This is a genomic window from Staphylococcus sp. GDY8P120P, assembly GCF_017892065.1.
Lineage (GTDB): Bacteria > Bacillota > Bacilli > Staphylococcales > Staphylococcaceae > Staphylococcus > Staphylococcus nepalensis.
On record NZ_JAESKI010000021.1, the window covers coordinates 13,004 to 30,817 of the forward strand.

Annotated in this window: 10 protein-coding genes and 1 pseudogene; 1 reads left to right on the forward strand and 10 read right to left on the reverse strand. The window is 32.7% G+C overall.

Annotation, left to right across the window (positions count from 1 at the left end; translation table 11 throughout):
• Window positions 1–27: 27 nt before the first annotated feature.
• The 9 genes and pseudogenes from KA900_RS11550 to KA900_RS11590 form a co-directional block, all read right to left on the reverse strand.
• Window positions 28–1,527 carry an NAD(P)H-binding protein gene (locus KA900_RS11550; protein WP_210139650.1) on the reverse strand — a complete coding sequence of 500 codons (1,500 nt, stop codon included), beginning with the start codon at window positions 1,525–1,527 and terminating at the stop codon, window positions 28–30.
• Window positions 1,528–1,744: 217 nt separating this feature from the next.
• A complete protein-coding gene (locus tag KA900_RS11555) occupies window positions 1,745–2,464 on the reverse strand; it encodes a TspO/MBR family protein (RefSeq protein ID WP_210139651.1) in 720 nt (239 codons plus the stop codon).
• A gap of 630 nt (window positions 2,465–3,094) precedes the next feature.
• Window positions 3,095–3,433, reverse strand: a complete 339-nt coding sequence (locus KA900_RS11560; protein WP_232165058.1) for a DUF1722 domain-containing protein — start codon at window positions 3,431–3,433, stop codon at window positions 3,095–3,097.
• Window positions 3,434–3,646: 213 nt separating this feature from the next.
• On the reverse strand, window positions 3,647–4,315 hold the full coding sequence (locus tag KA900_RS11565) for a hypothetical protein (protein ID WP_210139652.1): 669 nt from the start codon (window positions 4,313–4,315) through the stop codon (window positions 3,647–3,649).
• Window positions 4,316–4,394: 79 nt separating this feature from the next.
• Window positions 4,395–6,197 (reverse strand): annotated as a pseudogene (locus KA900_RS11570) (purple acid phosphatase family protein).
• Between the two features lie 513 nt (window positions 6,198–6,710).
• Complete coding sequence (locus tag KA900_RS11575) at window positions 6,711–7,079, reverse strand: hypothetical protein (RefSeq protein ID WP_210139653.1); 369 nt, start codon at window positions 7,077–7,079, stop codon at window positions 6,711–6,713.
• Between the two features lie 633 nt (window positions 7,080–7,712).
• A complete protein-coding gene (locus tag KA900_RS11580; RefSeq protein ID WP_182478037.1) occupies window positions 7,713–8,153 on the reverse strand; it encodes a universal stress protein in 441 nt (146 codons plus the stop codon).
• A gap of 757 nt (window positions 8,154–8,910) precedes the next feature.
• Complete coding sequence (locus tag KA900_RS11585) at window positions 8,911–9,765, reverse strand: MBL fold metallo-hydrolase (protein WP_096808088.1); 855 nt, start codon at window positions 9,763–9,765, stop codon at window positions 8,911–8,913.
• Window positions 9,766–10,342: 577 nt separating this feature from the next.
• Window positions 10,343–13,192 carry a YhgE/Pip domain-containing protein gene (locus KA900_RS11590; RefSeq protein ID WP_210139654.1) on the reverse strand — a complete coding sequence of 950 codons (2,850 nt, stop codon included), beginning with the start codon at window positions 13,190–13,192 and terminating at the stop codon, window positions 10,343–10,345.
• Between the two features lie 217 nt (window positions 13,193–13,409).
• On the opposite strand from KA900_RS11590, the gene KA900_RS11595 reads away from it, so the two are divergent.
• Window positions 13,410–15,611, forward strand: coding sequence for an amidase domain-containing protein (locus tag KA900_RS11595; RefSeq protein WP_210139655.1), 2,202 nt, complete (start codon window positions 13,410–13,412; stop codon window positions 15,609–15,611).
• 131 nt (window positions 15,612–15,742) lie between these two features.
• Here KA900_RS11595 and KA900_RS11600 read toward each other — a convergent pair whose 3' ends face one another.
• The gene (locus KA900_RS11600; RefSeq protein WP_210139656.1) at window positions 15,743–17,764 is read right to left on the reverse strand and encodes a hypothetical protein; all 2,022 of its coding nucleotides are present in this window, start codon (window positions 17,762–17,764) and stop codon (window positions 15,743–15,745) included.
• Between the last annotated feature and the right edge of the window lie 50 nt (window positions 17,765–17,814).

The following is a 17,814-nucleotide window of genomic DNA, read 5'->3' on the forward strand; positions in this document are numbered from 1 at the left end:
ATAAGTGAATATCTTTATATATAACGGCTATAGTTCGGCGTTAGACATATTATTTTTTTTAGCTAAATATTTTTTTAATCCGTATAGTTTTAATACAATCACACCTACAATAACGACTGGTAAAATAATTTTTTTCATATTTACACTTCCTTTTCTAGTACTTTTTTTAGTTTCTAACTTGAATTTGAAAAGATTCATTACACTTTTATGCACTTTAGCTTGTGTATACTTATAAACCCACCAAGGCAGCGTCGGCTCATATTCTTGTAACGCTATCATACATTCATTGCTATAAGGCAACCTTCTAAATTCTAATCTTGCGTTGCCACCATTTGAATCTAGCGCAAAATCTCCACCGACAATGCGATACAAAATGCTATCCTCATTAGATGCTACGCTATCTTTCCTTAGTAAAAGTAAATCTTTACCCAAACATGGTATTGTTATTGAGAAGTCGTTTTCATTAAAATCACTATTAACGACATTTAATGTGATTTTGTTTAAGAAATCAGCATACAATGCCGTCACTTGACTCATAGTCATATCTTTAGGCAAGGTTACTCTTGAAATTGCTCGAACATCTTTAATCGCACGCTTGCTTGATTTTTTACGCTTCTTCTGTACAGTGTTTTCTTCCGCTAAAGCGTTACGTACACTCGTTTTATAATCGATTTTTCCAATAGAGACACCTTCGACGGTATTTTCTTCATTTCTTACCATATCGTGAATCAAACTATCCATAAGCGGATAAACCATTTCTTTCGGCACCCCAGAAATTAATTTCACCCAATACTTACTTAACCAAATTGGAATAATAGGTAAGTCTAAAGTAGGTAAACGTTTATCTAATACTTCAGCCGTTTGTTTGAATAAGTCTTTATATGTCATATGATTTGGTCCACCAATATCAATTGATTCATTGGCTTGTGGATGACGCGCTACGATTTTATAAAGCCCATTAATCACATCTTCAATAGCCACTGGTAATGTTGTGTTATACGCCCATTGCGGCAATAGTAACCCAGGTAGACGTTCTACTAATTTTTTTAATATTGGGTAAGAACTACCTTTAGAGCCTATAATCAAACCCGCTCTTAAAGTACTGACTGGTACGCCATACGCCCCTAAAATACGCTCACACTCTAGGCGACTTCTTAAATGTGGCGATAATTCATTTGTCTCAGGAATTAAACCACTCATAAACACAATGTGCTTAACTTGATTAACACTAGCTGCTTTTGCAAAATTATCTGCTAACAACGCATCCATATCTTCAAAACTTGCTTGCGTTAATTTAGCTGAAGGTATCATAGAATGGACTAAATATATAGCGATATCCACGTCTTTCATTACTTCTTTTATCTCATTTAAATCAAATAAGTCGGCAGACTTCCAAGTTACATTTTGTTCGTTCGTTTTATGCTCTATATGTCTAGAAATAGCGATAATTTCATAATTTTCTTTCAATTTTTTCATTAAATGGCCACCAATATAACCCGAAGCGCCCGTTAACAGAATTTTTTTCATATATTTAGCCTCCGATTAAAAAAGACGAGCAGGGAAACTTTACTTCAGCTCATCTTTTACATAATAAGCTCACTTGCTCATTATTAAATAAATTTAGTATACATCATAAACACATCGTGTTTATTGGGTTTATTTTACCCTTTTACAACAAAATTAATCGTTTGAGATTAAATTAAGCACAATTCGACGACTTCAAAACGTCCTCACTCATTGTCTTCTATGACTTTTTCATTCTTACCACGACAATAATAGCAGTTATAAATAATAATAAACTTGCAGTAATTAATGTAACATCTAAACTTAAATAATAGTTGTTATTTTCTATATAGATACCATAAAAAGGCCATATCAATACCAGCGGGTATAGCCAATCTTTAAAAGATATTGCTATAAAGATACCAATGATCGTTGCTAATATCAACGCAATCATTGTCCAACTTAACTCATCTAAACCAAATATTGTTTGAATATGATTATTTAGCGCTAAAGAAAAAATATTAACAATTGTGGCAACCGTCGTCCAACCAAAGTAAATTGAAAATGGCAAACGGTTATACCCTCGATAGTCAGATAATATCACATACATTCGAGCAATATTATAAAGTAACGCTAAGATAACGATTACTGATACTAAGAACCATTGTTGTGTATAAACAATAATCCAAGCACTGTTTAACAGGAAGTTAATGATAGGAAGATACTTCAATCGACTTACGATTTTTTTATTATGCGAACGTATCATCAATAACTTGATTAGCCATGCTAAAATAAGCACATAAATTAAGCACCAAATTGCAAACGCAAAACCAGCAGGTTGAATCATTGCTTGTTTGTCTTCGGCGATATTTCCGATATTGCTACCACTTAAATAATTAATTGCAATCATAATTAAAAATGCAATAACATATAAAAGCACCCATTTTCTTTGCCTTGTCATTATAAAGCCCCCTACATTGCACCTATTATAATCGTCCTTATATCATTATTTCTTATTTTATAATCACTATTTTTAGATGCGCATTGCGTTATCACTTGCTCATTATAAACAATGAAAAAGTGCGTAAAATACCACTTTATACTTTTCCCTAATTCCAAAAATTCATTCTTAAATAACATAGATAACACACTTTTTCTCTATACGCTTTTAAATACTATATTGCTTCACTTATTTTGGCCCAAAGCATATCGCAAATAAGGTAACAATTACTTTCACTGAATTTGACGCTTTTTTATAAAAAACACTTCCATTTAAAATCCAAGATAATTTGGATTCAATGAAAGTGTGCATGGTTCACTCTATTTTTTGGAAGTAACTTAAATCACTGGCTGGGCTTAACAAAGCGCCCGAACATTAGCTTATCGGAATAAAAAGACCTTATACTAAGTTTTTAAAGAAGGTAACAATGCGTTTTCTTCAACATCATACAAATAGCAGGTAGCATAACAAACATTCGTCTATTTCTTTTTATTATCATCATAAAATTTTCTATATGATTTTTTAAAAGAGTTGCTGTCACCTGTCACGATCAACTCACACTAAATTGATATGTTAATTACATATTCAAATTTAGTTGGCAATCTTTATTTTAAAGTTCTTAATTAAACTAGAATCTTTTAGATAAGTCACATCGTAAAACATCGCCATGCAATAAATAAAATAAATAAGTGTGGTTGCCTCTACTTGATCCAATACATACTGTTCTTTTAGCTTTTTAAATAATTCCTTTTCTGACGGTTCACAAACCTTTTTAAAGTAACCCCATACATGAGAAAATGCGTTAACGACAGACCCTTTACTAGGTTCAATCAATAAAGCACTATGAATCATGTCTCTCACTTCATAGTATTCATATTTATCTTTCATCATTTTTCTGATACGGTTATAGCTGTTTTGATCATGCCACATAACTTCGTACTTGTACTTTTTCCATAACATCTCAATGTCATATCTATGCTTGATACTTATCACTCCTTTAACGATAGACTACAAGCTTTATAGAACCAAGTTGCTTTGGCTAATTTGAAATGTAGCAACCTAGTAATTAACCCATTTTATGTCTCTCTTTTACAAGGGGGGAATTTTACAAATTAAATGGATTCCTCGCTATATCGACCTTTGTTATGATTGGTATTGCTTCAAGAGCGCTTGGTAAAAGTCGTTAAGTGCTTTATTGTCACTCACTTGGAACATTTCATTTGGTCTTAAGTTTGGATCTTTGCCATTATGATCTTTAGGTGCAAAACCAGAGGACAATGTAACATCTTCTGAGTGCGTAAACTCATATTCGTATACCTTGCCATTATCTGCAAATAAATATTTTGTGACAGGTTTGTTCGTATCCGCCACTTTATTATAACCTTCAATATTAGATAAAGTTTCTGCATCTTTATCTATACCCGTTGTTCCTTTATGGGATGTATAAGTTACCGCCCCTGTTACTGTATGCAAATCGAATGCTTTCGCCCCAGGTTTGTCTCTATTATTCACTTGAATTTCACCATCTTCGCTACCAGCGTACCAATCTCCATCAGACATACTACCATTACCAAAATAACGGTTTGAGACAGCTTTATGATTATCTTTTTCATGCTCATCAAGCCATGATAAGAGCTCTTTTTTAATCATTTTTTTATCTTTATCTGTAATAAGTTCTTTGGAAGATTGAGTTTTTTCAGTATGAGCGGCTTTCTCCTCCGATTGCTGCGTTGTTTGTTTGCTATTACTACAACTAGCTAAAACGAGACAGAACAATGTCATGAATGTGATGCATTTTACTATTTGTTTCACTATATATCAAACCTCAATTTCCCAAGAAATCAAACGACCTAAGCTAGGCTAATATCAGCTAACTTAGGCATTGATTTAATTATTTATTGTTTTTTTGAATACCAAATTCGTCTACTAATTCAATATTACGCTGTTCACCGTCGTTGATATCGCCATTTAATTGATAGATTTTAACTTTTAATGTATTACCTTCTACTTCATAAACTGAGAAGTTTTGCGAAGAAGAATCACGGTTATTTGAATGACTATCTTTAAATGCATCTGTTTCTTGAGGTTGTTTACCTACTTTAAATAGACTGTTATAGTGTTCTAAATCTTTTTCAGTTAATCAACTCAATTCTGGTCTCACTTTTTTAATATGCTCTAATGAACGATCATAAATACTGTCATACTCTTTTGTACCGCCTGTATTTGGTAACACATACACTGAACCTTTTGGATTATTATAATAAGTTACGTTATCATCACCAACAAATTGCTTCGTATCTTCTTTTTTAGCATTAACGAAACTGTTTTTAGTTGAAGTATGTTCAAGTGGATGCGTACGAGATAATACATGATCATGGCCTTGTAACACTAAATCAACATCTAAATCATCTATTTCTTTTGTAAGTTCTTTTCTAATTTTCTTCACGTCTTCATCTGATAAAGCGTGGTAAGATTTAGAATACATTGGTTTGTGTAAATTTAACACAACCCAATTTGCCCCATTGTCACGTGCTTTTTTGATATCTTTCTTAATCCATTCCATCTGTTTTTTACCAATGGCTTTTTCATCTGGGTTGTCTTTAGATTTTTTATTGTCATTGGTATTTGCAACAACCATGTGAGCACCATTATAATCAAATGAATAATAAGAGCCGCCATTAACCTCATCATTCTCTTTCGGCACGTTCACATGTTCGTTGAACTTAGTTAATAATTTCTCATCCTCTTCGTTCAGCGCATATTCATCATGATTCCCTGCTGCAGCAACGACTGGCAATGACATGAATGAAGGTCTGGACTGCTCATATAAATCTTTCCATTCATCCTCAACTTCTGCTGTTTCTACAAAATCACCTGTGTGTAAAGCAAAGCTTGGATCTCCGGCAGTTTGAATTGCATTCATTAATGTATCAGCGCCAAATGTTGCTTCGTTTCTTACATGCTCATTCCAAAATGCGTTTTGTGTATCTGTATATTGTACGAAATTAAATGGGTCACCTTTTTTACCACCCGTTTTAAATTGTCCTATCTGGCTCTTCCCCCCTTTTTCACTACCTACTTTATAATAGTATTTCGTATTCGGTTTTAAATCTTTTGCCTGCGCTTTGTATGTATATTCTGCTTCGCTTATTAAATTTGTTTTACCATGCTTATCACCACTCATCCATTCCGGTCCACCAGCATGTTTATCTGTATAATAACCGTTTACTTTTTCCTCACCATTTCTGTCTTTGATAGGTTCACCTTCATCATTTTTAGCAATGTCTTTAAAAATAATATGACCATGTTTATCTCTTTCAAGATATTTTGATTTCACCTTTTTAGGTTTCACATCAAATGTTTTTGCGTTTTTAAAGTTTTTTGACTCTGATACCCATACTTTTGAATCTTCAAATTTATCTGAGGTATACCAACTAAATCCCATTTCTGTCTGAGGGTTCCCATTTATATTTGTAATAACACGATTGGGTTTATTCTGTTTCTTTATATCTGCAACTTCAGGCTTTTTATCTAATAGTTTGATTTTATTATCATTTTCTTGTTGTGTTGTTGTAGTATTGTCTGCCGGTTTTCCAGCGCCACTAGCCTGTGCTGTTTGTGGGGTAATAATAAGACTAAATAATAAGACAAAACTCGTTGCAGCACGAAATGCAATCGATTGATGCTTTTTCATATGATATCCTCCTCTAACTATTTCTTTATGGTCTTGTCTCATCATTTTAGCAATACTCTTTTAACCCTATATTAAGTACGTATTTAATATGTAAATTTTACATTAAAGTTATATATTTATATGAACATAAAATTATTTTATATAACCAAAAATCAGAAGCGATTATTAAATAATAAGAAATAAAAATACGATTATAAAGCTAAACTACTATACATATATTTTAAAAAGATGGTTTTGCGAAAGAGGTAAATATATAGTTTATGAAAATAGGCTTAATTCATCACACGAAATCTTAAAAAACTAATAACAATCAAAAGGCTATATACAATATATCAAACTTTGTATATAGCCCTAATTTGATATATAAGTATTTTATATATCAAACGAATATTCAGTATTTTAAATTAATAAAACAATCATAAATTTATAATAGTCGAGATTTGATAGTAGTGATGAATAAAATTTCATATTGGTTAAAGCATTGATTCTGTGAATAAGTTAATTTATAGTAGCTCAATCTCTTATGTTGAAACTTTTCACTTGAATTTTAGCCAAATCGATACTTATTAGCGTATTATTTTCTTCTTGAACAAAATTGAATTCTGTTTTAAGGTAAGCCTTGCTATCAGAAAAATAATATTTAACCATATACTTATTTTTATGCTTAAAATATTCATAAGAATAATTAGGTGTAATAAAATGGAAGATTTTTGCTAAATAACTATTTTTTATATATTTATTAATGCTTTGGTAAGTGTCATTTGTATATAATTTTTTTCGAAGCGTTTCTAAATTTTTAGCACACAGTAAATTACAAAATCGTTGTACATCTCGTTGAATGATACTGGTTATAAAATCTTCAATACATTTTTCTATTTTCACGGTATCAAGCCCTAAATATATCATTGTAATCTTTTAAACGTTAAATCAAAGTTGGAAATAAATATATCATTTTCTAATTTAAGACTTTAATATTTAGAGGAAATAATATATGCGGTACAAGAGGAATTAATTATTATTAGTTATATCTTTTATGAGCTACCTTAGCTAGCAATTAATCAACACTCTTTTTTTTAAAATGCCTTAGTTAATGTGCTAATCATTAACTGAAAAAAGCTTAACATTTTTCAATACCATTTTTATACAAATTATTGTTATATGGTCTAAAAATTTTGTTATGGGGCAATAGACATCGGTCTGATTAATAATATTTAGTCCATTTCTAAGCAGTAATGTTTCAAATATTTATGGGTCGTGTCACCGTTAGAAATCAAAACATCAGTGTCTCCAAACAACTTTCTTACTGTACATGTGTTAGAAATAATTAATTCAAATAAATATATAATAAGACGTAACAGAATTTAACCCTGTTATCATATAGACTTTCTTCTAAAATACCTCCAAAAATTATAAAATAGACGGTGAGACCCTGGGAGTAATCTGATATAAATTTCTCTATATTAAATTTCTCACTTTTGATTTTAAAATCGTTTTGAAGTCCGTATTATTGGTATTTTATCTAATAATAAGTGTAGGGACTTCTGTATTTTTGGATATTTTATACGATGCATTTCCTAATGCATCTTTTGTTTTAAATTTAGTATTTCGGTTACTTAAAACTATTAAATCATAATCTTTTCTCTTTAATTCGTTGAGTACTTCTTTCTTAACGTTGCCACAAATATATTTTGTTTCGTAACGGAACCCACAAATTTCTAAATCTTCAAGAAAAGGTTTGAATTTCCTTTTTTCTTCCATAACGATTTTTTTAAAATGTTTATTTTGATAAGCGACAGATTTTTCAAGCAATTGCTGAGGGATGATAACGAGCACAGTTATTAAAGTATCCTCTTCTTTAGTGTCGTTACGCTTATTACTAATAAGGTTATTTAGTTCTTTTACGGCCGTTTCAAATTTTTCTTCGCAATCGTACGCTAATAGTATATTTTCATACATAATGACACAGACTCCTTTTTTCGCTTAAAGTAATCTTTTTACAGATCCCTCATACGAATCATATTATTTTTTAATTAATGGCTTTTATTTTACATATTACCTAGGACTAAGTCTTATAATTGATAGTCCTTTTCTATAGTTAGAAATTATATTTTGTTAAATTATTGAAATTTTAAATTCGAGTCGAGGGACAGTTTTTATGGCTTATCTTTTAATTAATCACTTTAAGCTACAAATTATAGACATCTTAGATTTCTGTAATGTGGAGCCTTTATATATTCCAGTGGATTTTTAATTGGTTTGCTATTGGGAATTTATAAATCGTTGATAAAAGTTAATGTTTTATTAGAAAAGTTTGTTTACTTGAATAGTTCTATTTCTTAAAAATAAGAGTTTGAACTATCACGTGGAGCTTTATTATCAAAATGTGCGTTTTTTGCTAGTTTTTTTATATTAACTATTATGCGCATATGGAGTGTCGATTAATTATTATATATTTTTAATCTTTTAAATTCGAACTGTATATATTTATTATAAAGAAGCATTGGAGTATTTCCTTACAATTAAATCTACTAAATTGTATACCACCTTTGATTGTTATTAAACATCTAGGGTTCTTTACAAGTATTTTAGCTATCTTTACATAACCACTACTATATTTACGTGAAGCGTTACATATTTTTAAAAATTATAAAAAGTTATGGTTCAGCCTCAATAAATTATACATAAAGATATACTACATAAAATTGGTTAAATACTAATCATTTTGATTCACGTATTTACCATGCTTTGGCAAAATAATTTCATCTAAATGATTATTTAATTCATCTAGCTTTCTCTGTGCTTCATGATTTTTTAAAGGACGCCCATGTCCAGTAGTTATTATCTCGGGCTTCAATGCTAATAATTTACGAATTGAGTCTTTGACTTGTGCCCAATTGGTCGTAAAATATCTAGGAGGTCCATAAATAGCTTGTTTTTGTGTTAAAACATCCTTTAAATTATCTTGTTTAACTGTCGTTATTGCATCTCCTGCAACCAACAAACTATCCTCCGCTCTGTATAATGATATATGCCCTGGCGTGTGCCCAGGTGTATGCACCCATTTAAAATCTGGCATATAAGGGACACTAAAATCTTCTGGTAACGCTTTAATATATCCATCTAAATTAATTGCTTTATTCGGAAAAATTTTTGACATTTTTGAAATTAATCCACCATTTACTGTAGCATCTGGTGCCGGGTAATCTTTCGCTCCTGTTAAATAAGGCAATTCTTCTGGGTGTGCATAAACTGACACATCCCAATATTTAATGAGTTCAATAATTGATCCAACATGATCAAAATGACCATGTGTTAAAATGATTGCTTTTGGTTTTGCATGACTTCCAAAACGTGCTTCTGCTTCGCGGATAATTTCTTTAGACTTTCCAGGCATACCCGTATCTATTAACACAAATGACTGAGAAGAAGGTTCGCCATAAAATACGATATTAACTATTTGCGTTGTATATTGGTATAAATCTGAGGCAATTTCTACGCCTTTTTTACTTTTAATAGATGAAACAGGCAGACTTTTATAATCTTTTCCATAGTACATTACGTTTTGCATATTTAACCGCTCGCTCCTTTGTCATTTATCTGTTTTCTCTTTGTTAGCGCCATTTAACATTCAAAAGGTTCAAAGTGTTTATAATATATTGCTTAGCTTTATGTTCCCCTTATTAAATTGATTTAATTTATTTAACGTCGTCGTCATATCAATTAATCCAAAACATTATTTAAGTTAACTATATCGGCGAAATATAAAATACAGTTTAAGAAATAAGCTGTTCTGTATAAATCAAAATAAGTTATTTTAAATATATTTTTAAAAAACATATTAGTCTTAATTTTGCCAATAATTCTTAAATTAAACACTTTAATCACTATAGATAGCAGCGTTTAATTTATAAATCAGTTACATATTTAGTTAATTGGCATACATATTATTTTATGGAGAAACGCATTGAATCATTTATAAAATAATTTCATTTAACCATCGTTTAAGTTCTTTTCAATGATTAAACGACCTATCAAACACAAAAAGCGAGTCAGAAATCTATGTCGCTACAAAGATTTCTGACTCGCGCTCATATTAAATATCAATGAATGGGCTTGGTAATCGTATATATTATATCGTTACGGTACTATTCCATTACATCACTTTTTTCTGCTTTTTCAGTTGCTTTTCTCATCAATGGATCTGTAATCGGCTTAAAGATGACGCCAATTAATAAAAATCCTATACCAAATAATGAGAGTACGGTTAATTTTTCAGTTAAAATTTTAGGGACAGGTCCACCAACCGCTTCTCTTAATGCGTCTATTGCGTAAGAGAAAGGCAAATAAGGATGGATCGCTTGGAAGAACTCTGGTGTAACTTGAATAGGGAACGTTCCTCCACCACCTGCAATCTGTAGAACAAGGAAGATGATTGCAATTGCTTTCCCTGGGTTGCCTAACAATGATACTAAAGTATAAACAATTGAAACAAATACGATGGAAGAGAATACTGAGATGCCAATAAACCAACCAATTGATTCCACTTGCGCTTTCAGTATCACTATATCTCCAATAGATACGATAAGTGCTTGAATGATACCCAACAGATAGAACAATCCACTTTTACCTAAATATATTGCTCTTGTCGATAGATATGGCGCTAATGATTGGTGTTTATTATCTGTCGTTAATAAGCTCACCATTAGTAACGCACCTACCCATATGGCTAACGCTGTGTAGAATGGCGTACTCGCTGAACCATAGTCTTTCACAGGGAATATATCTTTTTGGTCTATATCGATTGGATTAGCAATCACGTTCGCTTGTTTTTTTAAATCGTTTTTCAATAAATCTACCATTTTATCTACTGCATCATCATCTTCGATCTCATCAAATAGATCATTCGCCTTAGCAAGATCTTTTTCAACGTCTGGTAATTGATTACGTGCGAAATCTGCTAAATTGTGTAAGCCTTCTTTAGCCCGTGGTTGATTCGCATCTAAAATATCTACTAATTGATCATAACGATTAAATAGTGTAGGTATTGTATTATTTACCGTCGCTGTTGTATCAGACAACTGCTGTTCTAAACCTGGCAAATCATTTTCGATAAATGACGCGGCGTTCGCAACACTTTGTTCAAATTGCGGGTAAGCATTTTGTGCAATTTCCATTGCATCCATATAACTTTGTTCAATAACTGGCAGTGCACTTTGAATCGTTTCTATTCTATCTTTGCCAGCAGTTAAAATACTTTCTCCAGAATTTATCACTTGATCTATCGTATTTAATTTCGATTGAACTGTTGATAGTCTCGTATCACCCTCGTTTAATACGGACATTATATCGTTAGATATGTTGAGCAATCTTTGGTTTAATTCGGTTTTAATATAGTGCCTTAAATCATCTAGGCTACTATTTACACGTGGTAGATCTTTAAGTAGTTCTACTGCTTCTGCTTTACCTGAACTTCCATTTGAAAGTGCGTCACTGAGTTGATTTTGGTTTTTAATTAAATTGTTAATCCTGTTATTTGCTGATTCTAATGTTTGAATTTCATCTGATAAATCCACGTTTTCTCTCTCTTCTAGCTCTGATAATATATCTATAAATTGCTGATTAGATTTGCTTGTGACTTCGAGCCTAGATTTAATATGATCTAACGTTTTTTGGAAATCTTTAGGTTTATCTGTAGATAAAATTCCATACGTAACATTTTTCAATGCTTCTATGTCTTCTTGGCTACTTTCAGCTTGTTTATCGGTGTAATTAGATAGCGATAATAGCGATTCTGATAAGGAAGATGTCATTGCACTGACATCTTTACTACTTACCGTTGTTTCATTCTGATCGTTTTCATTATTGTCGCTTTGATTGTTACTTATTTGCGAAGTTTTAATATTTGAATAACGATCTGATACCGTAGTACTTTGTTGCTCAGTTTGCATATTGTTTTGTAATCGATTATTAACATTTTGATTTGCATCTTGCGCATTATCAACGACTTCTTGATAGCTTTCAACACGTTGCTGAATCGCAGGTAAATAACCTTGTGCATCATTCAGCCCTTGTAAGCCTGCATCTACTCCAGCACTTGCAATGTCAACGCCACGATTTATTTTTGGAAAGGCTTCTGGCACATCGTTAGAGGCAACATTAAGCGCATTTTCAATATTTGGCATGTAATCATTTAATGCTAATATCAATTTGGCGCGCTCATTTAATGCAGGTATTGCAGCATTAACTTGATTTAACTTATCTGCCGCATCTATAACTTCGCCTTTATAGTCACCTAGTTCTCTAAATCGATCAGCGTAATCGTCAATTTGATCTTGGTTTTCATCTAAGTATATAAGCGTATCTGCAAAATCGTTAATTTTTGGCATAGCCTCATTAGCTTTAGAGACTGCGCCTTCAATTTTATTGATTGTTGGAATTTCTTCCTCAAGTTTCACACCTAGTCGGTTTGCTTCATCTAATAGCGCTTGTGTCACCGTTTCATTAAACTGTTCATTTGCTTTTTGGACAATAGCACTCGTACCAGCATCGGTCATTTTCGGTGCAATGGCATTAAGTTTTTGGTTTACTTTATATTCTACATCGGCTTGTTGCGGGTCTTTTCGAAGTGTGCCAGTAATTTGGTGTGTAAACTTATCTGGTATGTAAATGGCAGCATAGTACTCTCCCATCTTCAAATCATGATCAGCTTTTTTCCGGCTTACAAATTGCCAATCAAAGTTATCGTCTTTCTTTAAGGTATCGGTAATTTGATTACCCACATTCACCTTTTTATCTTTTACTGTATCTCCCTTATCCTCATTCACAACGGCAACTTTAATATTTTTAGTATTACCATATGGATCCCATGTCGCTTCCAAGTTAAACCAAGCATAAAATGAAGGAAGCAATGCTAAACCGCCTAAAATGACTAAAACACCAGGCGTCTTAGCAATCTTTTTTAAATCCATAAAAAATAATTTTATTGCGTTTTTCATTTATACACCTCTGAAACTGTATCTATTTATCTATTCTTATATTAATTCAAATTACTATTTGTTTATTACATATAAATTGATATACTGAATGCATTAATACAATTTATTCAATTTATGGTTGATAGGCATCAACTAAATGCGAGACTGTTTCTAGTGTACCAAGACAAACGCTAGTTTGTACATAGTAAATAATATATTTTAGAAAAGAGGTATTTTCATGAAGCAACAAAAATTATTAGTCTGCTTGCTTTCAACTTCTTTACTTATTCCATCATTCCCTATCAACGATGTTAATGCCGAAACGTCAGAAAAAAGCACGACGGCTTCCCAATCAAATGATGCGCATAAGGATAAAGAGCAGGATAAGGAACAATCTAAACCATCTGAATCTGATCAATCGCATTCATCTCAAAACAGTCATACTGAAAAAGAGACATCTGATGACGCAAAAGATACGTCTAATGATGATGACAATGCGAAAGATAAATCTAATGATGATAAACAAAATAGTGAACAGAAACAAAATCGTACAAATAATGAAACACCTAACGACGGTACACGTAATGCCAGTCATAAAAACGGTAGACATACATCTTCTGACAAAGTTACGCCCAATTCAACTGAAAATACATGGGACGTATCCGCATCTGATTACCGTTCAAATCTATTAGATATGTTTAAACCAGCGCCTTTGAAGCGTGATAATCACAGTTTATCTGAATTATTAGATCAATTATTTTCTAATAATGATACAATGCGATCAAGTTCCCCTATAGAACAAAACGATGCGCAAAATGAAGATAGCAATAACCAAACAACGTATCCTACGTCGATTAATCAAACAGATCCAGAAGATACAAATACGATAGATGCTAACGGTGATGACGATGGAAATGCAGATGATCCAGAAGAAAATAATGAGGATACATCACAAGAACAAGATAATACTAACAACAACGATACCGAAGATACAACGCATCAATCAGAAAACAATGATATGGATGATGGTAGTGACTCAAATAAACTGACAGATGCTAAAAACCAACAACACGACGATACTGAATTAGATTCACAACAAAAACAATCTCATGAGAATGCAAATCGTGACGATGATAATCTAAATGACCAGCAGAATGAAACACCTAAGCGCGATAATAACGTCAAAACGGGGGACCAATCAGATTCATCATCTGACGATAAAGTATTAGAAGCAATCTTAGATGAATACAGTGAGGATGCTAAAAATAATCAAAAACAGTATGACGCTCAAAAAGAAAGTGCGTCGAATGAAGATGCTGACGATAAGAAAAGTAGCTCTGACAAACAAACATCAAACAACCAGGCCAATCCACAGTTACCTTCTAAATCACAATTAGCAAAAAAGGAGAAACCAACTCAATCATTTGAGCACGACATCAATCAATCTGATATACGATCTACTGCCGTTTTCCAACAATGGCCAAATTTATCAGACGATGATAATGCTGCAAACAACATAACCATAACTGAAAATAAAAACACACGTGATTTCATTAAAAACATCGCACAAGATGCACATGACATCGGGCAAAATGAAGACATTTACGCGTCTGTGATGATAGCTCAAGCCATATTAGAGTCAGATTCAGGCATGAGTATGCTTGCGCGTTCACCTCATTTTAATTTGTTTGGTATCAAAGGTACTTACGAAGGTAAGTCAGCTAAGTTCAACACACTTGAAGATAATGGAAACAATACATTCCAAATCTCAGCAAACTTCCGTAGTTATCCAAGTGAAAAAGAATCATTAGAAGATTATGCTACATTAATTAAACAAGGCATCGATGGTAATCAAAATATTTACAAACCGACGTGGAAAAGTGAAGCACATAGCTACCGTTCAGCGACTGCCCATTTAGCTACCACATACGCGACTGATTCACAATACGCAGACAAATTGAACAGTATTATCAAACACTATGACTTAACACAGTTAGATCATAAACAAATGCCGAATTTAGATGATTATAAAGTGAATAACGACAATGATGATTCAGATTTCAAACCATTTTCAGAAACTACAAATGATACGCCTTACCCCCACGGTCAGTGCACGTGGTATGTTTACAATCGTATGGCACAGTTCGACCAATTTGTGAGTGGAGACTTAGGTGATGCAAGAAATTGGAATAATCGCGCCGAGAGAAAAGGTTATACGGTGGCTTCAACGCCAAAAGCACACACCGCCGTTGTATTTGAGGCAGGCCAACAGGGTGCAGATGCGATGTACGGTCATGTAGCCTTTGTAGAAAAAGTTAATGATGATGGTTCTATCATTATTTCAGAGTCCAACGTTAAAGGACTCGGTGTCGTTTCTTATAGAACTATCGATGCAGATGATGCAAAGGAATTAAGTTATATTACAGGTAAAAACAATTAATTTAAAATGGCTTTTTCCGCCAAAATAAATATGCGCCATTCAAAAGTTTCACTTACAAGTGTTCACTTTGAATGGCGCATTTCACTTATATTATAGTGAACGGTCTGGCCCACGTTCCATATATTTATAATTTACGATTCTTTTGATTTTTTACGCTTAGCAAACCATATGAGTCCGCCACCTACAGCTAGCAATACAACGCCAAATAGGATGGTTGATTTTTTAGCTACGGTGCCTGCATCAGGTAAAGAGAAATTACCCTCATCATCGAACAAACCACTTAAAAAACCTTCTGATCCACCCAGAGACAAAGCGCGGCCAGGTGAAGGGTTAGGTATATCTCGGACGCCATCTAATATATTGTGGCCACTGAGTAAACCGCTTAATAAACTTGGCGTTTCAAAGCGTTGTACATCGTTACCTAATGTCGGTGTTTCTATATCTTTGTCTAACAAACTGCCACTCAATGTATTCGAAAGAGTTGGTGTATGTTTTAATGGTTCGAATATACCATGTATATTCTCTTTAAATTGACTTATATCTTTATCTACCTTTAATAAATCATTCAACTGCTGATCAACGCCAGATTTCATTAAGTCAACTAAGTTATGCTTAGCGTCTTCTTTTTTAGCAATAACATCAGCAAGCGCTTTAGCTTTCGCATCATTTAATTGAGTAGCCAACATCGTTTCTAAAGCTTTACGTTTATTTTGAGATTGGTCTAATATCTGTTCTAAAATATCATCACTTGTAACATTGTCGCCGAAATAATGTTTCATTAATGCTACAATTTGATCATTAGTGGGATTGTCATGCATGATTTTTTCAGCGATTTCGGATGCATCCGTATGGTCTAATTGTGTTGATAATATGGTTTTAATTAACGCTTCTTTATCAGTTGTTTCATTAAACATAGATTGTAAAATATCATCACTCGTAGTCGTAGATAAGTCATCTAACTGGCTAATCACTTGACTTGCAATTTGTTGGTCTGTTTTACCATCTGTATCTATGCGTTCCAATATAGATTGGGCACGTTTTTCGTCAAATGTATCGTTAACAATATTCTTAACAGCTTGTTCTTTATTATCTACAGATTTTAAATGATTCAATACAATATCATCTTGTTCTTTTAAACTTTGCTCTGTTTGCTTTATTTCTGCCTTCAATTTCTCTTTATTTTCAGCCGATATTGAATCTCGCTCAGAAAGCTTAGATTCTAATGTTTGTAGATTCGCAGCTTTATTTTCGACATAATCATCTAAATGATCTTTTGCTTGGGAATGGCTTGTCATCACTTTATCAATATCTTTTTTTATTGCCTCTAATTGTGGCGTTGGGTTATGCTCAGCATAAGACGTATTTTTTAATACACCACTGTTTGGGTCGTTCCCTTCAACAGTGTTGTTATCCTTTTCTGAGATTGTAGTTGGATTGCCTTCCTCTTCACTATCTTTGGCCTCCTGTGATACTTTAGGGCGATCGTTTAGTTTACCCCCGTCAACTTTATTAGACAAGGTAACCACATCATCAACCAATTGGTCTATGTTTTGTTTTGTATCTTTGCTAGGTGTACGCACATCAGACGTTTGCGCTTGACTATTATCTTGGTTTATTAGGGCTTTATTGTCTGTTGGTTCACTATGAGTAAAATTTTCTTTATTAGCAATTGGTTGTTTTCGGTCATCTAGCGCATACTCGACATTTTCCTTGCCTTCAGATGACGTATGTTTATTTTCCTCTTCTATAGTAGCATCATCTTGCCCTTCGTCTTTAGCAGATGCTTTATTTTCTTTATGTTCTTTGATGATTTCATTGTTATCATTTTTGACTTTTTTCAATATTTCTTTAACTTCTTCTATACTTTTAGCATCCGTCATGTCTTGAATAGCAGCTTGCTTTTGACTGCCTTTAATATGCTTTAATTTTTCAATTTTTTCTTTACCTGCTTGAATGTGTTTTTCTAATGATTGTGCGTTATCCAAATGTGTTTCAATGTTCAAATCAGTCTTATCTTTTGCCTCTGCTGATGATACTGGGGTCAAACCATATCCAATTAAAGTAGTACTCATAATAAGTGCGATACTGGATAATTTAAATTGATGATTTAATCTGGCTTTATTATTTAAATGATGATTGCTTATCTGTTTCATTAAATTCACCTTTTCCCTAGTTATTCTCCCCCATTATATCGGTTATATCA